This window comes from Allorhizobium pseudoryzae (assembly GCF_011046245.1).
GTDB lineage: Bacteria > Pseudomonadota > Alphaproteobacteria > Rhizobiales > Rhizobiaceae > Neorhizobium > Neorhizobium pseudoryzae.
On sequence record NZ_CP049241.1, the window covers coordinates 163028 to 184179 of the forward strand.

Genomic DNA, 21152 nt, shown 5'->3' on the forward strand with positions numbered 1-21152 from the left:
GGAAGCGGTAAGCTGCAAGGTTTCCAATCCGTGAAGCCGGCACGGGGCGTGATTGGGCGTGATGCCGTTTCCGGCAAGGCACCCGGCACGGCGGGTCGCCGCAACCATTGCGCACGGTTTCCATAGACTCCAGCCATGACAGCCTGACGACATGCGCACGCCCCGAGCCCCCTCCGGCGTGCATCCCCTCTTTCGCTGCGCATCAGTGACACAATTGAGCGTTTTTTCAAGTCCCGCCGGTTTTCGAGAGATATTTGCTCCGCCCTTCGCTCTGTTCAAACCGCTGTTTCTGTCTCCACGGGGCAGAGCGTGGGATAACGGGAGAACTCCTGGACTGACGGAACCCCTGCCCATGACACAGCATCAGACGCCCCATGAGATTGCGTCGCTCGACGCGGAACTGGCCGGCCTTGCGCTTGCCGGCCGTCTTTCACTGGCCGCAAGCCTTGGCCGCGCCGTGTTCACCACCTCGCTCGGCATCGAAGATCAGGTGATCACTGCCGCCATCGGCACGCATCGCCTGCCGATCGAGGTCGCGACGCTGGAGACCGGGCGGCTGTTCATGGAAACGGTGTCCCTCATCGGTGCCACGGAAGAGCGCTATACCCTTTCGATCCGCCGGTTTCGCCCGCAGCAGCGCGATATCGATGCCTATGCCGCCGAATATGGCCTCAACGGGTTCTACGACAGCGTCGAAGCGCGCCACGCCTGCTGTCATGTGCGCAAGCTGAAGCCTCTCGCCGAGGCTCTGGCGGGCGCCGAGATCTGGATCACCGGGCTTCGCCGCGGACAGTCGGGCAATCGCGCCGCAACGCCGTTTGCCGAATGGGACGCGGAACGCAATCTCCTGAAGATCAACCCGCTGGCCGACTGGGACATCGAGACGATCCGCGCGCATGTGGCGGCGGAGGAAATCCCGATCAACCCGCTGCACGCCCGGGGCTATCCCTCGATCGGCTGCGAGCCGTGCACGCGGGCCATCAAGCCCGGCGAGAGCGAACGCGCCGGCCGCTGGTGGTGGGAAAACGACGAGAAGCGCGAATGCGGCCTGCATGTGCCCGAACCCGCCGCTTCCTCGATTATCGCGCCGGCGCGTTGACCGGTTGCCCCTCACCCTGGCCCTCTCCCCGCCAGCGGGGAGAGGGAACGGAAAGGTCGCGGCTGGATCCCTTCTCCCCGCCTGCGGGGAGAAGGTGGCGGCAGCCGGATGAGGGGCACACGACAGGCACGCCGCCCGAGGCGCGGCACAGGACCATAAAGAAGCTGCCGGACGCGGCGAGAAGGACAATGGACGATCATGCATACGCATAACTCTGAATTCGACCCGCACCGGAACGACCCGGCCGTCAAGCCGCCGCTTGATCCGCACCTGAAGGCGCTGGAGAACGAGGCGATCCACATCTTCCGCGAGGTGGCGGCCGAGTTCGAGAACCCGGTGATGCTCTATTCGATCGGCAAGGATTCGTCCGTGCTGCTGCATCTGGCGCGCAAGGCCTTTTATCCTGGCCGCGTGCCCTTCCCTCTGCTGCACATCGACACCGGCTGGAAATTCCCCGAAATGATCGCGTTTCGCGACGAGATGGCGGAAAAGTTCGATCTCGACCTCGTCGTCTACACCAATCCGCGCGGTGCCACCGAAGGCATCTCGCCCTTCACCCACGGCTCCGCCTACCACACCGACGTGATGAAGACGGAGGCCCTTCGCCAGGCGCTCGACGCCGGCAAGTATGATGCGGCCTTCGGCGGTGCGCGGCGCGACGAGGAAGCCTCCCGCGCCAAGGAACGCATCTATTCCTTCCGCACGCCCGACCACACATGGGACCCGCGCAACCAGCGCCCGGAACTGTGGAACCTCTATAACGGTATGGTCCGCCGCGGCGAGAGCGTGCGCGCCTTCCCGCTGTCCAACTGGACGGAAGTCGATATCTGGCGCTACATCCAGGCGGAAAACATTCCTCTGCCGCCGCTCTACTATGCCAAGACGCGCAAGTTCGTGGAGCGCGACGGCATGCTGATGTGGGCGGAAGACCCGCGCTTCCAGGCGCTGCCCGGCGAGCAGGTGCAGGAAGGCCTGCTTCGGTTCCGCACGCTCGGCTGCTGGCCGCTGACCGGCGGCATCCGCTCCACCGCGGCGACCCTGGATGAGGTGATCGCCGAACTCGAAATCGCCACCGTCTCCGAACGCCAGGGCCGCGCCATCGACCGCGACCAGGCCGGATCGATGGAAAAGAAGAAGCGCGAAGGATATTTCTGATGACTGCTCCCTCCACCATCGCCGCCCAACATGATGTCAGCAATGACGTCAGCAACGTCGTGCCGATCACCGATGCGGTGAAGGCGGTGCGCGACACCCGGCCGCTGCGCCTCATCACCTGCGGTTCCGTCGATGACGGCAAGTCGACCCTGATCGGCCGGCTGCTCTGGGATACCAAGGCCGTGAAGGAAGACCAGGCGGCCGCCCTTTCGCGTGACAGCGGCAAGCAGAACGACCTCGGCCTGCCCGATTTCGCCCTTTTGCTCGACGGCCTGCAGGCCGAGCGCGAACAGGGCATCACCATCGATGTTGCCTATCGCTATTTCTCGACCGACCGCCGCTCCTTCATCGTCGCCGACACGCCCGGCCACGAACAATATACCCGCAACATGGCGACCGGCGCCTCGACCGCCGATCTCGCCGTGCTTCTGGTCGATGCGCGCTCCGGCCTCTTGGAACAGACGCGCCGGCACGCCACGATCGCCTCGCTGATGGGCATCAAGCAGTTCGTGCTGGCGGTCAACAAGTTCGACCTGGTCGCCTACGATAAGGCGGTCTTCGAAAAGATCTCGCATGATTTCAAGGAGCTGGCGCTGTCGCTTGGAGTGCGCCAGGTCACCGCCATCCCGATGTCGGCGCTGAAGGGTGAAAACGTCGTCTATGACGGCCGCGCCACGATGCCCTGGTATGAGGGCCCGACGCTGGTCGAGACGCTGGAGCTTGCCACTACCCGTACGGCGGCCGCCGGCGGTTTCCGCCTGCCGGTGCAGCGCGTCTCGCGCCCCGGCGAGAGTTTTCGCGGCTATCAGGGCACGGTGGCCGGTGGTTCGATCAAGCCGGGCGATTCCGTCGCCATCCTGCCCTCCGGCATGGTCGCCAACGTCAAGCAGATCGTCACCTTCGACCTGGTGCGCAATGCCGCCGTTGCGGGGGATGCCATCACGCTGGTGCTCGATCGCCAGGTGGACGTATCGCGCGGCGACATGATCGTTTCGCTCGATGCCCAGCCGATGACCGGCGTCTCTTTCGATGCACAGCTGGTGGCGCTGCAGCCGGGTGGCATCGAACCCGGCAAGCGCTACTGGCTGAAGGCAGGCTCCCGCCGCCAGCGCGTCACCGTGCAGCCGGTCTCGCAGCTCGATCTTGCCACCGCCAAGTGGAAGAACCATGCCGATGCCCTGCCGATGAATGCGATCGGCAAGGTGCGCCTCTCCTTCGACGAGGCGGCGATTTTCGACGCCTACGATCAGAACCGCAACACCGGAGCCTTCATCCTGATCGATCCGGACACGCTGAACACGGTGGCCGGCGGCATGGTCAGCGCCAAGCGGTCCGATCTCGGCGGCATTCACCGCGATCAGCAGCGGGTTCTTCTGTCGCTGCCGGCGGACCTCGCCGACGACCTGATGGCGACCGAACTGTTTGCCGCCCGCCGCGACGAGGCGGAGGTGCGCCGGGTGACATCCGCCAGGGCCGCCGAACTGTTCGGAGACATCGAATAATCCCTCCCGGGAGCAAAAGCCGGCGGCCTTCCGACGGAGGCGGCCGGCTTTTCGTTGTCGCCCCCGACGCAAGGATCAGGCGGGAATCCGACGCGTGGTTTTGCGTTCGATCAGCTCGAAACCGAGGTCGATCGTCTGGCGCTCCATGCGCTTGCCGGAGGCGGCGCGGATCATCAGGTCCGCCGAGCGGTAGCCCATCTCGAAGAGCGGCGTGCGGATGGTCGTCAGCGGCGGCTCCATCACCGAGGCGAAATCGAGATCGTTGTAGCCGCAGATGCCGAGATCTTCCGGCACGCGTTTGCCCATGCGCTGCGCTTCGAACAGCACGCCGAGCGCGATATCGTCGTTCTGGCAGAAAACGGCATCGATGTCCGGAACGGCCTTCAAGGCACGGCGCAGCAGCCGGCAGCCCATCTGGGTGCTGGTCGCGGCGTTTTCGTACTGGATCAGCGCCAGCTCGAAGAGGCCCGCCTCCTGCATCACCCGGCTGAAGCCTTCGATGCGGCGGCGGCTGCGCTCATCCGGCGAGCCGCCGAGGATGGCGATCCGGCGATAACCGCAGGCCAGCAGATGACGGGTGGCCGCCGCAGCCGCTTCGATATGGTTGAGCGCAATCGCCGTTCCGGCCGTTTCAAGGCCGACATCCACCACCTGCACGACCGGACAGGCGGCACGTTGCAGCAGTTGCGAGACCGCCTCGCGCCCTTCCATGCCGCCGAGCACGATGCCGGCCGTGTTTTGCGACAGGAGGAGCCGCACCTGGCGCTTCTCCTCCTCGATGCAGTTGTGGGTGTTGGCGTACTGGATGCGGAAGCTGGTATCGCGCACACGCTCTTCCACGCCCTGCATGAACCCGAGGAAGGCACGGTTGGTCAGCGAAGCAACCAGCACGCCGAAGGTCGAGTTGTGCCGGCTGGCGAGTGCCCGGGCCGCCTGGTCCGGCACGTAATCCATCTCTTCGATGATCTTGAGAATGCGGCTTCGCAGCTCAGCGGAAACTTTTTCGGGCTCACGCAGGACGCGGGATACGGTGATGGCGCTCACGCCTGCTTTGCTGGCTACATCGTGCAGCGTTGTCCGTTCGCCCCGCCCTCGTCTCAATCGCACCTACCCTTCAGCCCTGTTTTCGCGTGTCATGGTGATCATGAAAGCCGCCACCTCAACCAGGAGACTAAAGAGCAGCTCTCTTGCAGTCTATGGCAGCATAACCCGTCTTTGGAAGAAGTATAGCTGACTTTGGAAGCATTGGCCAAGCGGATGCTTGCCGACCACATTGCCGGCACAGTGGCGCCGTTGCTGCGCGGCCCGTGTTGCGTGGCAATGGGCTGCACGATAGCCGGTTGTGGCTGCGACAACAGTGTTACAATTTTTTTCGCCGGCGTGGCGCACCCCACTCGCGAAGATGCGGTGACTTCTGCTAGTGCGATGGTGCGGCGCACATCTTTCTCATCAGACGGGCGCGGCATTCGTTTCACGCGGTCAAAGGCCGCGATTTCCTCCAGGAAGGGCTTTGCAGATATCATGAACACCCGCTTGATTGCATTGGCGGCCATGGCCGGTCTCGTCTCGGGATGCACGACCACGGGCCCGGCATCCAACCCGATCGAAATGCGCTGGAACGGCAAGTCCGCCGGCGCGTTCTTTGCCCGCTACGCTCCGCCCTACAGCGACAGCCGGACCGGTTCGGAAACCGTCTACAACTGGCGCGGCGGTTTCAACCGCATCAAGACGAAGGACGGCCGCACGCTGAACGTGAGCTGCGCGGCGCAGCTCGTGACCGGCGAAGACTACCGCATCCGCTCCATCCGCATCGTCGCCGACCGGCCGGGCGCCAACGGCCCGAGCTATTGCGAGGAACTGTTGACGGCGGAGTGAGGCGGCGAGCGCCTGCCTTTCCCTAATCGTCACCGCAGGAACTGCCGCGATGGGCGGTTCTTGCGGGGAGATAGATCTCAGCGGTCACCGAAGCCGAGCCTCTTTCGGCCCTATCCCACACTCCACCGCGTGGTTGTCCTCGAACAAGCGATGCACGCAGAACCGCAGATGAGAGCGCATACGCGGGACAAGCGACCTTGTTGACCGCGATCCCTGTGGACAAGCCACTTCGGCTTGCCATGCGCCCTGTTCATGTCATGAGCCTAAGAACTGTAAAACATACTTGGCTGCGAAGAATGCAAGGACTGGACTTATGAACGCTGCCCATGCGAACGCATTAATGCTACCATCACTGCGACCGGTGATGATCTTTGTTAGCCCGCCAGCAAGCAACGCCATGCCTGCACCGATTACGATAGCAGCAGCGAACATGCCGACGATGATTAGAAGTGCGTGCTGCCACCACGGCAGATGAACTGCAGTGCTTGAGAACCAATTGTAATAGGCCAACCCGGCGAACCAGCCCACAATCGTCATCTTTGCTGCTTTAGTGTTGACGCTATCGACGTCCAAGATGATCGCCCTCGGTATCATCGCACCTCAACTCAATCTCGCATATTCTTACGGATTCGCAACGGAGAACCAGGCGACAAATGCCATCTATATAGCATCCATAAAGTGTAACACTAAGTGTTTTCTAACGTTATCGAAGCATCTGACTTTATCGAGAAAACCTCATGGCTGGGGCGCCTGGATTCGAACCAGGGGATGGCGGTACCAAAAACCGCTGCCTTACCGCTTGGCTACGCCCCACCAGAGACCGAGGGGTTATGCGACGCACCGGCCCCTCGAATGCGCTCTGCGTTTAGCAAAGCTGCCTGCACCTCACAATCTCTAAGTTTTCACTTGTGACAGTTTTTTGTGGCATCCGCGGGCGTGCGTGTTACGTCTTGCAGCGCAGACCAAAACACACAGAGACGAGATCCGCATGAGCCAGTTCCGTGCCCGTCCGCCTGCCGTTCCCACCACGCTCGTCGATGATGCCGTGGTGCGCATCATCCGCTGGGATTTCGAACCCGGGGCCGATACCGGCGTTCACACCCATGGCCTGGGTTACGTGGTCGTGCCGATGACCGATTGCGATTTCCTGATCGAAGAGGAAGACGGGACCGAACGGCGGGCAAAGATCGAAAAGGGCGCCGCCTATCGCCGCGAGGCGGGCACGACGCACAACGTGGTGAATGGCGGCTCGGCTGCAATGTCGTTCATCGAAATCGAATACAAATGACCCGTCCGTGTCCCGCACAAGCTTTGCGGGATGTCCGACGGCCTTGAGACGAGTGTGATGCCATGCGTGCTGCCCCCGATTTCGACCTTGCCTTCGAACCCGCGCATGGCGAGGCGGTACCGCTGGCCAGGGGTGTCTGGCGGGTGACCTGCAACAACCCCTCGCCCTTTACCTTTCACGGCACGAATTCCTACATTGTCGGGCAAGGCCGCGAGGTTGCCGTCATTGATCCGGGTCCGGACGATGACGCGCATTTCGAGGCGCTGATGCGGGCGCTGAAGGGCAAGGTGGTCAGTCATATCCTGATCAGCCATACGCACCGCGACCACTCGCCGCTGGCAAAACGGCTCCAGGCGGAAACCGGGGCGTTGACGGTAGCGGAAGGTCCGCACCGGGCCTCGCGTCCGCTGCACGAGGGCGAAGCCAATCCCTTCACCGAAAGCTGCGATTACGATTTCCGCGCCGACATCACGCTCAACGACGGCGCATCCGTGGAGGGCGATGGCTGGCGCCTCACCGGCATTCACACGCCCGGCCATGCGGCCAATCACACCGCCTTTGCGCTGGAAGGGACCGGCATCCTGTTTTCCGCCGATCACGTGATGGCCTGGGCGACGACGATCGTCGCGCCGCCGGATGGCTCCATGGCGGATTTCATGGGATCGGTCGACAAGCTGATTGCCCGCGAGGGCGAGGACAGGATCTTCTTTCCCGGCCATGGCGGGCCGGTGACCGATCCGCCGGCGTTTCTGCGCGGCCTTCGCACGCACAGGCGCATGCGCGAGCGGGCGATTTTCGAGCGGGTGAAGGCGGGCGATGCCGAGATCGACGCCATGGTGAAGGCGATCTACGCCCGAACCGACCCGCGGCTACACCCGGCAGCGGCGCTCTCCGTGCTGGCGCATCTGGAGGACCTGGTCGAGCGCGGCGAGATCGTCAGCGACGGCCCGCCCGGCTTGCTCAGCCAGTACCGCGTGGCGTAAGCAGCCAGCGGGTCATCTCGGTCGACGCATCCCGTACTATTGCTTGGCAATGCCCAGCATTTCGGCGTCCAGCGCCCGCAGGAAACCTTCCGCAAGCCCGGCACCGAAGCCGAGATCGTGGGCGCCGTAGCGGGCCGCAATCCGCAGATCGACGAGCGTCGTTTCCTCCTCCTCGCGCAGGCGCACCACCACATCGAAGGGAAGCCCGAGCGCAAATGTGCGGGTCGAGCCCTGCAGCAGCACATCGGACGGGGTTTCCAGGGCGGCGATCGCCACCTTTCGGTCGGGGCGCGGCAGGGGAACGGGCACGATCGCTGGCAGAGGCGTCGCCGACAGGGCACCGGCAGCGTCTTCGACCTGCGCGGCCGCCTGCACCTGGCGTTCTGCCGCCTTTTCCGCCCGCGCGATCGGACTGTCGCCCTGCGGCCGCAGATCCATGCGCTCGGCCTTGGCCACCTTCATCACCGCCTCGTAGATCCGGTCAGGCGCACCCTCGTAGCGGCGCCCGGAGAGCGCCGGATAGGCGGTCTTCTGCGTCTGCCGCTCCAGGGAGGTGACGAACATCGGACGTTTCAGCCAGATCTGGTCCGCCTGCGGCTGACGGACCCAGGTCGGCGGATCGGCCAGATCCGTCGTCAGGTCGAACAGCCGCGGCGTGGTCTCGAAACGCCAGAGGCAGAAGCCGACGAGCAGCAGCGGCGGCAGCGCGAGAAACAGCGCGCCGGCCGCAGCGACCCCGCCCCTCGCGCCAATCGCCCAAAGCTGCATCAGCCCGCGCAGGGCCAGAGGCACGCTGACAGCCGCGATGGCGGCCGAGAGAAGCACCAGGGCGGCGAGTTGCGGCGTCGGCAAGGGCCCGAACCGATGGGCGGCAACGGCAATGATGAGCAGCAGGAAGGCCGCGAGCGCCAGCCGGCGGGCCATGAAGGCTGCGGACGAAACGGGTCTGACGAAGCGGACGGCCATGTGTATCGGACTTGCCCCAGTCTCAGCGGTCGGCAGGTTTCTTCGGCGAAGGCGCGCGCGTGCCGATTTTTTGACTTGCCTTGCCGTTCCTCTTTTACGACATGCGGTATCCGTCGTCACCCTTGCGGGAGGAACCGCCTCATGAATATTTCACGCAACGCCGTTCTCTTGGGCATGGCCGTGCTGGCGGGCTTCCTGTCCGGCTGCCAGACGATGACACCGGAGGAACGGCGCGCCGCCGACACGCGCACCTGCATGGGTTACGGCTTCAAGCCGAATACCGATGGCATGGCCCAGTGCCTGCTGCAGCTCGACCTTGACCGGCGCGCCGACATGCGCGCCTTCGAGGCACGGTCGGCAGCCATGTGGAACCAGCCGGTGATCCTGGAACGGCGCGTGGTCGTAGAGCGGCAATAGCAGCTCTTCGCCATTCCAGGACGCCTTCCTTTGCCCGCTCCCATCGTGTTTCTTGCCAGCGCCGATTACGCGCGCCGCACCGGCGGCTATGTCTACAACATGCACCTGCTCGAGGCGCTGAAACGCCAGGGCGCCCGCATCGACATGCTGATGCTGGAGACGGGTTTTCCGACGGTGTCGCAGGCCGAACGCCGCTGGCTGCTGGAGGCGCTGAGGGGCCTGCCGGAGGATACGGTGCTGCTCACCGATCACATCTATCTCTGCGACCTGGCGGAGGTCTTCGCCGCCCTCCCCCTGCCCGTGGTCTCGATCTTCCATCATTCGCTGGTGGAGGAACAGGGTGACCCTTCGGATGACAGGGCGCTGATGCTGCGGCAGGCGGAAGGGCAGGCCATCGCCCGCTCTGCCGGCCTTCTCGTGACATCGGACGAGACGGGGCGGTACGTCGCCCGGCATTATGGCGCAAGCGCCGACAAGGTGCGCGTCGCGGTCCCCGGCAACAGGATCGTGCCGCGGGTCGCCGTCGGCACACGGCCCGCGCCGCTGTCGATCCTCTCCGTCGGGGCAATCATTCCGCGCAAGCGGTATGATTACATGCTGGCTGTCGCGACGCATCTGAAGGATCTCGACTGGCGCTGGCACATCGCCGGCGATCCGGAGCGTTATCCGGAGCATGCGGCGGCTCTCAAGGCGCAGGCCGACGCTGCCGGCCTTGCGGATCGTTTCGTCTTTCTAGGCGACGTGGCGGATGACGATTTGGAAGACCTGTTCCAGTCAAGCGACCTCTACGTCGCAACCTCGGCCTACGAAGGCTATGGCATGGCAGTGGCGGAAGCCTTCCGGCATGGCATGCCGGTGGTGACGACCGCCTCGGGAGCCGTCTCCACCTGGGCGGCCGGCGGCATGCTGGCTGCTCCCGCCGATGATGCGGCCGGCATGGCCGACCTCATCCGCCCGCTGCTGTCGGACCGCGCCCGCCTGCAGGCGCTCGCCGACCGCGCCTGGCGTTTTGGCAAGACGCTGCCGAGTTGGGAGGAGACATTTGACGGGATTGGGGAGTGGCTGGCCAAACCCAGCTGATGTCGTCTCAACTCCCCCGCCGCCGCTCGTCGATGGCCGCCTGTGCCGCGGCGAGTCGCGCGATGGGCACGCGGAAAGGGGAGCAGGAGACGTAGTCGAGCCCGACTTCCTCGCAGAAGCGGATGGAGGCCGGGTCGCCGCCGTGTTCGCCGCAGATGCCGAGCTTGAGGCTGGGTCTCGTCTTGCGGCCGCGTTCGGCGGCGATGCGGATCAGTTCGCCGACGCCATCGAAATCCAGCGAGATGAAGGGGTCATGCACGATGATGCCCTTGCGCTGATAGGTGGGGATGAAACTTGCCGCATCGTCGCGCGAAATCCCGAAGGTGGTCTGTGTCAGGTCATTGGTGCCGAAGGAGAAGAAATCCGCCGTTTCGGCAATCACATGGGCGCGGATTGCCGCGCGCGGCAGTTCGATCATCGTGCCGGCGAGGAAACCGATCTGCATGCCGGTCTCGGCGGAGACATCGGCCGCCACCTTGTCGATGCAGGCCTTCACGTAATCGAGTTCGGAGCGCAGGCCGACGAGCGGCACCATGATCTCCAGTTCGACCGCTTCACCGGTTTCGCGTGCGGCAGCAGCCGCCGCCTCGAAGATGGCGCGCGCCTGCATTTCGGCGATTTCCGGATAGGAGATCGCCAGGCGGCAGCCGCGATGGCCGAGCATCGGGTTGAACTCGTGCAGCGCCTCGACCCGGCGCGACAGTTGCGCCGGCTCCATCTCCATCGCTGCCGCCACCTCGATGATCTCCTCCTGGCTCTTCGGCAGGAATTCGTGCAGCGGCGGATCGAGCAGGCGGATCGTCACGGGCAAGCCCGACATGATGGTGAAGAGTTCGGTGAAATCCGAGCGCTGCATGGGTAAAAGCTTGTCGAGCGCCGCGCGCCGCCCCGCCTCGTCTTCGGCGAGGATCATCTCGCGCATCACATGGATGCGGCCGCCCTCGAAGAACATGTGTTCGGTGCGGCAAAGACCGATGCCTTCGGCGCCGAAGGAACGGGCGGCGCGGGCGTCGGCCGGCGTATCGGCATTGGTGCGCACCGTCATGCGACGCGCCTTGTCCGCCCACTGCATCAGCCGGCCGAAATCGCCGGAAAGTTCCGGCTGGATCATCGGCACGTCGCCCTTCAGCAGATGGCCGGAGGAGCCGTCGACCGTGACGATCTCGCCGCGCTTCAGCGTGAACCCGGGGCCGATCAGAAGTTCGTTGCGCATATCGACGCGCAGCGCCCCGGCGCCGACGACGCAGGGGATGCCCATGCCGCGCGCGACGACGGCGGCGTGGCTCGTCATGCCGCCGCGCGTCGTCAGGATCGCTTCAGCCACATGCATGCCGTGAATGTCTTCCGGGCTGGTCTCGATGCGGATCAGCACGACCTTGCGGCCTTCCGCTTCGGCGGCCACCGCATCTTCGGCGGTGAAGACGATTTCGCCGGATGCCGCCCCCGGCGAGGCGGGAAGGCCGGAGCCAAGCACCGTGCGCTCGACCCGCGGATCGATGGTCGGGTGCAGCAACTGGTCGAGCGACGGCGGCTCGATGCGGCAGATCGCCTCCTCTTCGGAAATCACGCCCTCATCCACCAGATCGACGGCGATCTTCATCGCCGCGCGCGTGGTCCGCTTGCCGGAGCGGGTCTGCAGCATCCACAGCTTGCCGCGTTCGACGGTGAATTCCACGTCCTGCATGTCGCCGTAATGGGCTTCCAGCCGCGTGCAGATCGCCTTGAACTCGGCAAAGGTCTCCGGCATCAGCTTTTCGAGCGAGGGCTTTTCCGAACCCGCGGCAAGCCTGCCCTCCTCCGTCAGCGATTGCGGCGTGCGGATGCCGGCGACCACATCCTCGCCTTGCGCGTTGATAAGGAATTCGCCGTAGAGGCTCTTCTCCCCGGTCGAGGGGTTGCGGGTGAAGGCAACGCCGGTGGCCGACGAGGAACCCAGATTGCCGAACACCATGGCCTGCACATTGACCGCCGTTCCCCAGTCATGCGGGATGCGGTGCAGCGTGCGATAGGTGACCGCGCGGGCATTGTTCCAGCTGGAAAAGACGGCGGCAATCGCCCGCCACAGCTGCACCCCGGCATCCTGCGGGAATTCCTCGTCCAGCTCCTCGGCGATCACCTGCTTGTAGAGGGAAACGACATGCTGCCATTCGACGGCGGAGAGTTCGGTGTCGTAATCATGGCCGAGGCGGGATTTTTCATCCTCCAGGATCTCTTCGAAGATCTCGTGGTCGAGGCCCATGACGACATCGCCGTACATCTGGATGAACCGGCGGTAGCTGTCCCAGGCAAAGCGCGCATCGCCGGCATCGTGGCCCAGCGCCTGGACCGTCTCGTCATTGAGGCCGAGATTGAGCACCGTATCCATCATGCCGGGCATGGAGGCGCGGGCGCCGGAGCGCACGGAGAGGAGCAGCGGATGGGCGGAGCCGCCGAAGGTGCGGCCGGTCAGCCGCTCCATCTCGGCGATTCCATCGAGAACCTGCCCCTTCAGATCGTCAGGCAGCTGCTTGCCGGAGGAAAAATAGGCAAGGCAGGCATCGGCGGTGATGGTCAGGCCCGGCGGCACCGGCAGGCCAAGCGAAGCCATTTCGGCAAGGTTTGCTCCCTTGCCGCCCAACAGCGCGACATCGGATGCCCGCCCCTCCGCCTCTCCGCCACCAAAGCGGTAGACCCATTTCGTCATCGTTCTCCTCCACCGAGCATAACTGCTTCTTGTTTTCTCAAGCATTTACAGGAGTTGAAGGCCCTTGAAAACCGGGGGTGTGCAGGATGATGCTGCAATGCAACAAAATTGCGGCACTTTCTCTGACGGAACGGCTGCGGGATGGAGGCGATGCGGACATGCTGGCGATCCATAAATGGGATCTGGAGAGCGTTCCGCCTGGAACGGCCTTATGAATATTTGCAGCCTGAGCGGGTAATTGCGCGTGGCCACAGGGAGGGTTCATCAAGATGATAACAGGCTTTGCGGGGCCGCCTGCTCCGGCCCCGCAAAGCCTTCCGGCAGGTACAGGAACCCTGCCGGGGGGTGCGAAACGCGCATACGCCAGAAAGAAACAGACGTATGGTTGTTGCGTAGCACAACATTCTGAGCTTCGATAGCAGTCATAATAGGGGGACAAGAAATTATAGGCACCCCTCAAAAGGGGTAGGGACGCGCGAAATTCCGCCAAAAATCCTGCTTTATCAAGCCATCGCCACCATCAGCTTCGTCGTTGACACCTGTCGTCGTATGACATGGCAGCATTGGGCTCAAAGCCGCAGCATGTCGCGACGTCGCGGCCTACAGTCCTTCCCGTCGCAATTGAGATAGCGCCTCGGCTGAAGGGTTGCCGAGCACAACTTCTCCGAGAATTTTGTCTGCCGCACGCAGTGCGACCACCTTGCCATCGGGCAGAAACAGAACCCGCATGTGGCTGTCAGGGCATTGCTTGGCAAGGCAGGCGGCAAAAAGCTCCATTGCCGTTCCATCAACGATGACGGCTTGCGAGGCACCCGAGACGTAGCGCGGCCGGGACAGCATGTTGCGGACCCAGGAGGGCAAACCCCGTTCCCCCTGCAGCAGCTGGCGCAGGCTCTGTTCGTGCGCCGTCGAGGAGGAGATCACCTCCTGCAGGAAACGGCCGGACTTTGCCTCCGCCGCAAACACCTGGAGCGGAAGGAGCAAAAGGAAAGCAAGGAGAAGGCGGGCGATCATGATGTTGCTCCCATGTCTTCCAAAGCGGGCGTGCATCGCGCTCGGGGCTGACGAGCCACGGGAGGCTGGGCACAAATACCGGCTCAGCTTGCCTCGCGCAGCAGTTCCGCGGTCTGCAGGTCGACGGAGACCAGCTGGGACACGCCCTGCTCCGCCATGGTCACCCCGAACAGCCGGTTCATCCGAGCCATGGTGATGGGGTTATGGGTGATGATGACGAACCGGGTTTCGGTCGAGGCCGCCATTTCGTCCATCAGGTTACAATAACGTTCGACATTGTGGTCGTCGAGCGGCGCGTCCACTTCGTCCAGCACGCAGATCGGCGCGGGATTGGTCAGGAACACCGCAAAGATCAGCGCCATGGCCGTCAGCGCCTGCTCGCCGCCGGACAGAAGCGTCATGGTCTGCGGCTTCTTGCCCGGCGGGCGGGCGAGGATTTCCAGCCCGGCTTCCAGCGGATCGTCGCTTTCGATCAGCTGCAATTCGGCGGTCCCGCCGTTGAAGAGGTGGGTGAACAGGCGCTGGAACTGCGCATTCACCACATCGAAGGCGGCGATCAGCCGCTCGCGTCCCTCGCGGTTGAGGCTCTGGATGGCAGAGCGCAGCTTCTTGATCGCATCGATGATGTCGTCGCGTTCCTTGATAAGGCTCGCGAGCTTTTCCGACAGCTCCTTCTGCTCCTCGTCGGCGCGCAGGTTGACGGCGCCCAGCCGCTCGCGCTCGATCTTCAGCCGGTCGACCTCCCGCTCCACCTGGACCGTATCGGGAAGCGCGGCACCCGGCTGGATGCCGGCATGACGGAACACGTCGTGCGGTTCGACGGAGAGCGCCTGACGGATGGCGTTTTCCGCATCGTGGCGGCGTTCTGCGGCAGACACCAGGCGTTCTTCGGCGCGGCCGCGCTTTTCGCGGGCTTCCGCCAGTTCGGCGAGTGCCGTTGCTGCCAGCCGGTCGGCCTCGCGCTGGCGCGTCTCCGCTTCAGCCAGACGATCGGCGGCCTCGCGCCGCGCTTCGTCCGCCTTCTGCAGTTCATTCAGCAAAGCGCGGCGTTTGTCCTCGAACTCCTCCGGTGCCTGATCGAGCTCGGCCACCTCGTCGCGGGCCTCTTCCTCACGCTCGCGCAGGGTGGCGATATGATCCTCGGCGCTCGCCGCACGGGCGACCCAGGTGCCGCGCTCCTGCGCGATGGCCGAGAGGCGGCGGCGCCGTGCATCCATCTCCCGCGACAATCCCTCGAAACGGGCACGCGCCTCCGCCAGTTCGGCGCGGTCGGTTGCCACCGCCATCTGCTGCGCGGCAAGCCGCCGATCGACATCCGAAAGGTCCGGCGCCTCGTCCAACTCGGCACGGGCGGTCTCGGCCTGTTCGTCGAGTTCCTCGCCCTGCCCGCGCAACTGATCCAGCGCGCTCTCGACAGCGGCGCGGCGGCGCATCAGGTCGCCGGCAGCCCGTTCGGCCTGGGAAAGTGCCTCGCGCGCATCCGACAGCGTGCGGGTGAGAATGCGGCTGCGCTCGCGCGCCTCGGCAAGGTTCGCTTCCTCGGCGCGGATCACCTCGCCGGCATCCGCCAGCAGGCTTTCGGCCTCCGACAGGATGATGCGGGCCTCGTCGATTTCGGCCTCCAACTCGGACAATCGGTTCTTCTGGGCAAGACGTAGGGCCGCCGCAGACGGCGCTTCCGAGCCGGTGACGTGGCCATCCCAGCGATAGACAGCACCGTCCTTCGTCACCAGCCGCTGGCCGGGCTTCAGTTGCGGCATCATTCGCTGAGCGTCGGCGGGCTCGATAATGCCGATCTGCCGCAGGGCCCGGTTGAGCTCCGGCGGCGCTGTCACATGGGCCGAGAGCGGCAGGACGCCAGCGGGAAGCGCCGGGTCGTCACGCCCGTCGCCATTTTTCAACCAGTGGGCCGGTGCCGAATTGTCGAGCGGGCTGTCGAGATCATCGCCCAGCGCCGCGCCAAGGGCTGCCTCAAACCCACGATCGACGCGGATCATCTCCGCAACCGGGGCGAAGCTGCCGCTCGCCGCGCCCGTTGCCAGCATCTTGCGGATGGTGCGGGCTTCCGTCTCAAGACCGTTCAGGCTGGCACGCGCGGCCTCCACCGGGCGGCGGGCCTCGATCTCGCGGGTGCGGGCGTCCGCCAGCCGCTCCTCGATCGCCTCGATCACCAGGGCCGCGTCCTCCAGCGCGCTTTCGGCCGCCTCGACCGCCTCGCGGCGCTCCTCCGGATCGGCAAGGCCCGCGAGCTTCTCGGTCAGGGCCTCGACCTCGCTCTCCGCCTCCGACAGCTGCCGGTCGAGGCGAAGACGGCGATCGGCAAGATCGCGGATCGTGCGGTCCAGCTGGGCGCGGTTTGCCGCCGCTTCCGCCCGCTCGGCGGTCACGGTGGCGAACTGGCGTTCACTTTCAGCCAGTTTGGCGGCGGCCACGTCAAAGGCGGTCTTGGTCTCGTCGGCTTCCTCGCCGGACTGGTCGAGCAGCGCGCGAAGCTCCTCCTCCTCCCCATCAAGCCGTGCCAGCACATCGGCATTGTCGGCCATCAGCTGTTCTTCGCGGCGAATATCCTCGCCCAGCTGGGCCAGCCGGCGCATCAGGTCGTCGCGGCGCCGCGACAGACGGTCGGCTTCGTCGTCGAGCTGGCTGCGGGCGATCTGCAGGCGCTGAAGGGCGGCACCGGCCTTGGCTTCGGCCTCGCGCAGTTCCGGCAGTTTCAGGCTGGCGATGCCTTGCGCCTTGGCCGCTTCCATCTGCGCCTGCGCCTTTTCCGCGACCAGAGAGGTGACGGCATTGAGCGCCATCGCCGCCTCGTTCTCCGCCTCGCGGGCCTGGACGTAACGAATATGCAGAAGCAGCGCTTCCCGCTGGCGGATATCGGCGGACAGCATCTTGAAGCGGTTCGCCTGGCGTGCCTGGCGTTTCAGGCTCTCGATCTGGCTTTCCAGCTGTGCGGTGATGTCTTCCAGGCGTTCCAGATTGGTTTCAGCGGCGCGCAGGCGAAGCTCCGCCTCGTGGCGGCGCGAATGCAGGCCGGAAATGCCGGCAGCCTCTTCCAGCAACTGGCGCCGCGCCTGGGGCTTGGCCTGGATCAGCTCGCCGATCCGCCCCTGCCCGACCATGGAGGGCGAGCGGGCACCGGTGGAAGCATCGGCGAACAGAAGCTGCACATCCTTGGCGCGCGCCTCCTTGCCATTGATGCGGTAGACAGACCCCTGCTCCCGCTCGATGCGGCGCGAAACCTGGATCTCGTCGCTGTCGTTGAAGGCGGCGGGCGCCGACCGGTCGGTATTATCAAGGAACAGCGCAACTTCCGCCGTATTACGCGCCGGGCGGTTGCCGGAACCGGAGAAGATCACGTCGTCCATGCCGGAGGCGCGCATGTTCTTGTAAGAGTTTTCCCCCATCACCCAGCGCAGCGCTTCGACGAGGTTCGACTTGCCGCAGCCGTTTGGGCCGACGACGCCGGTCAGGCCCGGTTCGATGATGAATTCGGTCTGTTCGACGAAGGACTTGAAGCCGGTGAGGCGCAGCTTGTTGAACTTCATGCGCATTGCCTCATGAGAGGCAGGCCAGCAGCCACGCCGTCAGCGGGCAGCAAAAAGGGCGCGCAGTAACGCCGCACGCCCTCATCCATTGCGGAAACGGTCGTCTCAGAGCATGCTGTCGATAAGGGCAGACATGGCTTCAACCGACATGTCTCCAGAATAGCGGTTGCCGTTGATCAGGAAGGTGGGCGTCGAATTCACGCCAAACTCCTCGGCGCCCCGCTTCATCGTGGCGTTCACATCATCGAGAAGCTTCTGGTTCGTCAAGCAGGCGGTGAAGCTCTCCTGTGTAAAACCAGCGAGTTTCGACTGCTGCAGCAAGGCCGCGCGGACATTGCCATCGGCCGGAGCCGCCCAGGCGCGCTGCTGCTTGAAGAGCATCGAGACCATGGCGTAATATTCCTTGGAGCCGGCAAGCTGCTTCGGGTCGGACGGATTGCAACGGGCCAGCATGAAGGCGGCCGTCGCGACCGGATCGAACGGGAACTCGCGCAGGATGAAGCGCACCTTGCCGGTGTCGATATATTTCGTCTTGATCGGATCGAAGGTCGTGGCGTGGAAATGAGCGCAATGCGGGCAGGTCATCGACATGTATTCGACGATCGTCACCGGCGCCTTCTCATCCCCGATCGACATTTCCGGCAGCGGACCCGGCTGCAGGACCTTGTCCATATCGACCTTGCCGGCGGATTCCGGCTTTTCCTGCGCGAAGGCTTCGGAGACCTGGCCGAGCAGCGTGAGGCTGAAGGCAGAGGCTGCGACACCGCCAAGAAGCTGGCGCCTGGAGATTGTCAACGCATTCATCGGCATTGGGACACCCATTGTTCAGAAATAAGCAGTTTCATGGTCAACTTCCGTATCGTGCCGTTAGGTGGAGAACAAGCACCAGCACGAAGGGTTTTCTCAAACAATCGTGACACGCGGAAGATGAACGGCGGCTGAGCAGCCGGTCCGTTACGGGCGGCGGCGCGCGCCCGGCTGCATGACCGCCGTGCCCAGACGCTCGACCGCCTTCTTCAGCGCCTCGTTCTCGATGCCGTCCATCATGTCGTGCAGGCGCCGCGCGGCGTCCCCCCGCAAGGGTTGCGGCTTTCGGCGTGACTTGACCGGCGCGGAGACCGGCTTCTGCACGATGCGCACCTGGCGAACAGCCGGAAAACCGAAAAAACCGTTGATCCGCTCGATCAGTTCGCCCTGGGCATGACTGAGAAACAGCGCACGCGCGCCCTCGCAGGCAATCGTCAGCGTGCCGGGCTGGTGGCCGCTCGGCCCCTCGCTGCCATCCCGGCGCGGCCAGGCGATCTTTTCCGGTCGCGTGCAATCGGCAAAATCCTCGCCGGCGATCTCGTCCCAGGAGCCGAGGAGCGCCGTGGTGATCCCGGCCCGGCGCGCCAGGACCGGGTCCATGATGCCGTTGGCGATCTCCGCGATCTGCAGTGGAACGCGCGGCTTTGCCATGGTCAGACCTTTCTTTCCGCCGTCAGCGTCAGCATGTTCCAGCGGCGGAACTGCGCCATGTGGCAGCCGAAGAACAGCATGCTCGTGGACAGGCACAACTCATGATAGAACGGATCGTGCAGCAGGCCAAACGTGGCCACGCTGCCATAAAAATAGACGGCGCAGCGGCGAATGCTCCCCTGCGATGTCTGGCGAAACACGGTCAGCAGAAGAGCGGTCGGGATCGCAAACAAAAGCACCAGGCCAACGACGCCGTTAGCCAGCAGTTCCTGAAGCACGAAATTATGCACGTGTTTGAAGCCGTCGATCATGCCGGCATGACTGCCGGCCTCGACCTTCATCAGGGCGAACATGTCCATCAGGCCGACGCCGGTAAAGGGGTGCTGCTTGATCACCGCGAGCGCCGAGGCCCACATGGTCAGACGGATATCCCCCGATTCCATGTTGTAGGTATTGGCGCCGGCCACATAATATTCGTAGACGCTATAAAAGCGGTCGATGAGCATGTCCTGCACCGGCGGCAACAGAAGCAGGGCGCCCATGCCGATCAGCAAGGCGGCATAACTGCGGTTGCGCACACGGGGCCGCCAGCCGAGGCTCCAGAAGAAGAATTCGGCGACGAACAGCACCGGCACCAGGATCAGGACCGCCCGCGTTTCGGTCAGGAAGATCGGGAAGCTGGCAAGCGCGATATACTGCAGGCCGTTCGGCAGGAAGCGCGGCGGCTGATCGAGACGGATCGTTGCGACAATCGCGCCCAAGAGAACCAGAAGCGCCACGATCGCAGCATTGCCGCCACCGCTGTAACGTTCCAGATCATGCCCGTGATACATCAACATGCCGAACGCGACGGCAAAGGCCGCAAGACTGCCGATGCGGGTGCTCAGCACGAAGGTTCTGAGCGGCCGGCGCACGAGACAGAGGCCGGGTCCGATGAAGGTTGCGCCGAACAGCAGAAGCATGAAACCGAGCTGACGGTTCCCCGTCTCGAGTTCACCCCGCATGGCAATCAGGAAGATCGACCAGGCACAATAGAGAACGACGACGCCATAAGCGGACAGCACGTAGGAGCGGGTTCGGCGCGGATTTGAGAAGACCACATAGAGGCCGCAGATCGCAAAGAAGCTCGCAATCCCGACAGGTCCCGGCAGATAGAGCGGAAACATGATGCCAGCAAGCCCGAGCACCCAAAGGTCTATCCGCCGGCGCGCAAGCATAAATCTCCTGAACGACATCATCAAACTCATCTGACCTTTTAATTCCTGCAAGAACACTCGAATCCCGGTCCGGTGGACCGGGTCAAAAACCGAGGTCTATCTGAGGAAGGCGTAAATTGCACGCCTGAACGCTTCAGCGACGCGAAACATATGGGTCGGCATCTTCTTCAGTCCGCGCAGCTTCAATCCGCGGTAATCCGCCCGGCTGGCAATCAGCGTCTCGTTGCGCAGCGCCCCGAAATCGATGATGTTATGCTCCGTCGTATAGACCGGCACACCGTGATCCCAGGAGCGCTCCAGCGCACTGTCGAGCGGCAGCGACTGCGGCAGCATGCGCTCCGCCAACCGCGCGGCGGCCTTGGCGGTCAAAAGATAACAGGCGGACGAGCCCTGCGGCCCGAAGCGTGACAGTCCGATGCGATCGCCCATGGCGCTGGTGAAGCGGTGCCGGAAGGCGACCGTGCGATGGTTGACCAACTTGACGACACAATCATCCGGCACGGCCTGCAGAATGGCCGCAGCCCGCTGCATCAGGTCCCGGCTAAGCGCCACATCATCCTCGATGACGAGCGCGGCCTTGCTGCCGCTTGCGACGAGATGATCGAACGCATTGATATGGCTGCGGTAACAGCCATATTCACCGGCCATCATCGGGCGGCCGTTGCGATTGCGGAAGAGATCGAGATCGACATCCGCCCAGTCATCCTGCGCAACCTGGCTGCCATCGACACCCTTGACCCGTTCCAGCGTGATGCCGAGTTCCGCCGCCTGCCCCTCGATCAACTGGCGTCGTGCCGCCGCGCGCTCGATATTAATGAGGAGGACCGGCAATTCCATCTCTACTGCCATTGGCTTCAACGTCACCGCGCT

Annotated in this window: 19 protein-coding genes and 1 tRNA gene; 8 read left to right on the forward strand and 12 right to left on the reverse strand. The window is 64.2% G+C overall.

Annotation, left to right across the window (positions count from 1 at the left end):
• The first annotated feature begins 352 nt into the window (after window positions 1-352).
• The 3 genes from G6N78_RS00975 to cysN all read left to right on the forward strand — a co-directional run bounded on the left by G6N78_RS00975 (window position 353) and on the right by cysN (window position 3756).
• Window positions 353-1099: a phosphoadenylyl-sulfate reductase gene (locus tag G6N78_RS00975; protein WP_165214702.1), complete on the forward strand. Its 747-nt coding sequence runs from the start codon at window positions 353-355 to the stop codon at window positions 1097-1099.
• A 198-nt stretch (window positions 1100-1297) separates the two neighbouring features.
• Entirely contained in the window at window positions 1298-2254 is a 957-nt protein-coding gene (cysD, locus tag G6N78_RS00980; protein WP_165214705.1) for a sulfate adenylyltransferase subunit CysD, read from the forward strand.
• Window positions 2254-3756 (forward strand): sulfate adenylyltransferase subunit CysN, encoded by a 1503-nt coding sequence (gene cysN, locus G6N78_RS00985; protein WP_165214708.1) that lies wholly within the window; start codon window positions 2254-2256, stop codon window positions 3754-3756. Before cysD ends, cysN begins: the two co-directional genes overlap by 1 nt.
• A gap of 75 nt (window positions 3757-3831) precedes the next feature.
• Here cysN and G6N78_RS00990 read toward each other — a convergent pair whose 3' ends face one another.
• Both G6N78_RS00990 and G6N78_RS00995 read right to left on the reverse strand, forming a co-directional pair.
• Entirely contained in the window at window positions 3832-4800 is a 969-nt protein-coding gene (locus G6N78_RS00990) for a LacI family DNA-binding transcriptional regulator (protein ID WP_234905846.1), read from the reverse strand.
• Between the two features lie 98 nt (window positions 4801-4898).
• Complete coding sequence (locus G6N78_RS00995; RefSeq protein WP_165214713.1) at window positions 4899-5309, reverse strand: hypothetical protein; 411 nt, start codon at window positions 5307-5309, stop codon at window positions 4899-4901.
• On the opposite strand from G6N78_RS00995, the gene G6N78_RS01000 reads away from it, so the two are divergent.
• Complete coding sequence (locus G6N78_RS01000; RefSeq protein WP_165214716.1) at window positions 5278-5631, forward strand: hypothetical protein; 354 nt, start codon at window positions 5278-5280, stop codon at window positions 5629-5631. The two genes, G6N78_RS00995 and G6N78_RS01000, sit on opposite strands and share 32 nt — an antisense overlap.
• A gap of 255 nt (window positions 5632-5886) precedes the next feature.
• On the opposite strand, the gene G6N78_RS01005 is transcribed toward G6N78_RS01000, so the two are convergent.
• Together G6N78_RS01005 and G6N78_RS01010 are read right to left on the reverse strand one after the other, a co-directional pair.
• The gene (locus tag G6N78_RS01005) at window positions 5887-6204 is read right to left on the reverse strand and encodes a hypothetical protein (protein WP_165214719.1); all 318 of its coding nucleotides are present in this window, start codon (window positions 6202-6204) and stop codon (window positions 5887-5889) included.
• A 165-nt stretch (window positions 6205-6369) separates the two neighbouring features.
• Window positions 6370-6444, reverse strand: a tRNA-Gln gene (locus G6N78_RS01010).
• A 175-nt stretch (window positions 6445-6619) separates the two neighbouring features.
• On the opposite strand from G6N78_RS01010, the gene G6N78_RS01015 reads away from it, so the two are divergent.
• Window positions 6620-6919 (forward strand): cupin domain-containing protein, encoded by a 300-nt coding sequence (locus G6N78_RS01015; protein WP_165214722.1) that lies wholly within the window; start codon window positions 6620-6622, stop codon window positions 6917-6919.
• Window positions 6920-6981: 62 nt separating this feature from the next.
• On the forward strand, window positions 6982-7902 hold the full coding sequence (locus tag G6N78_RS01020) for an MBL fold metallo-hydrolase (protein ID WP_165214725.1): 921 nt from the start codon (window positions 6982-6984) through the stop codon (window positions 7900-7902).
• 36 nt (window positions 7903-7938) lie between these two features.
• Here the strand turns inward: G6N78_RS01020 and G6N78_RS01025 are convergent, their stop codons facing one another.
• Window positions 7939-8868, reverse strand: coding sequence for a DUF1499 domain-containing protein (locus G6N78_RS01025; protein WP_165214728.1), 930 nt, complete (start codon window positions 8866-8868; stop codon window positions 7939-7941).
• A gap of 141 nt (window positions 8869-9009) precedes the next feature.
• Between G6N78_RS01025 and G6N78_RS01030 the strand changes: the two genes are divergently transcribed.
• Window positions 9010-9285: a hypothetical protein gene (locus tag G6N78_RS01030; RefSeq protein ID WP_206531592.1), complete on the forward strand. Its 276-nt coding sequence runs from the start codon at window positions 9010-9012 to the stop codon at window positions 9283-9285.
• A gap of 30 nt (window positions 9286-9315) precedes the next feature.
• Entirely contained in the window at window positions 9316-10365 is a 1050-nt protein-coding gene (locus G6N78_RS01035) for a glycosyltransferase family 4 protein (protein ID WP_165214731.1), read from the forward strand.
• A 7-nt stretch (window positions 10366-10372) separates the two neighbouring features.
• Here G6N78_RS01035 and ppdK read toward each other — a convergent pair whose 3' ends face one another.
• The 7 genes from ppdK to G6N78_RS01070 all read right to left on the reverse strand — a co-directional run bounded on the left by ppdK (window position 10373) and on the right by G6N78_RS01070 (window position 21131).
• The gene (gene ppdK, locus G6N78_RS01040) at window positions 10373-13048 is read right to left on the reverse strand and encodes a pyruvate, phosphate dikinase (protein WP_165214734.1); all 2676 of its coding nucleotides are present in this window, start codon (window positions 13046-13048) and stop codon (window positions 10373-10375) included.
• A 600-nt stretch (window positions 13049-13648) separates the two neighbouring features.
• Window positions 13649-14062 carry an Ivy family c-type lysozyme inhibitor gene (locus G6N78_RS01045; RefSeq protein WP_165214737.1) on the reverse strand — a complete coding sequence of 138 codons (414 nt, stop codon included), beginning with the start codon at window positions 14060-14062 and terminating at the stop codon, window positions 13649-13651.
• Between the two features lie 83 nt (window positions 14063-14145).
• Complete coding sequence (locus G6N78_RS01050; RefSeq protein ID WP_165214740.1) at window positions 14146-17607, reverse strand: chromosome segregation SMC family protein; 3462 nt, start codon at window positions 17605-17607, stop codon at window positions 14146-14148.
• Between the two features lie 105 nt (window positions 17608-17712).
• Window positions 17713-18417, reverse strand: coding sequence for a DsbA family protein (locus G6N78_RS01055; protein ID WP_165214743.1), 705 nt, complete (start codon window positions 18415-18417; stop codon window positions 17713-17715).
• 144 nt (window positions 18418-18561) lie between these two features.
• Window positions 18562-19065: a DUF721 domain-containing protein gene (locus G6N78_RS01060; protein ID WP_165214746.1), complete on the reverse strand. Its 504-nt coding sequence runs from the start codon at window positions 19063-19065 to the stop codon at window positions 18562-18564.
• Window positions 19066-19067: 2 nt separating this feature from the next.
• On the reverse strand, window positions 19068-20282 hold the full coding sequence (locus G6N78_RS01065; protein ID WP_165214749.1) for an O-antigen ligase family protein: 1215 nt from the start codon (window positions 20280-20282) through the stop codon (window positions 19068-19070).
• A gap of 96 nt (window positions 20283-20378) precedes the next feature.
• Window positions 20379-21131, reverse strand: a complete 753-nt coding sequence (locus tag G6N78_RS01070; protein ID WP_165214752.1) for a glycosyltransferase family 25 protein — start codon at window positions 21129-21131, stop codon at window positions 20379-20381.
• Window positions 21132-21152 lie beyond the last annotated feature (21 nt).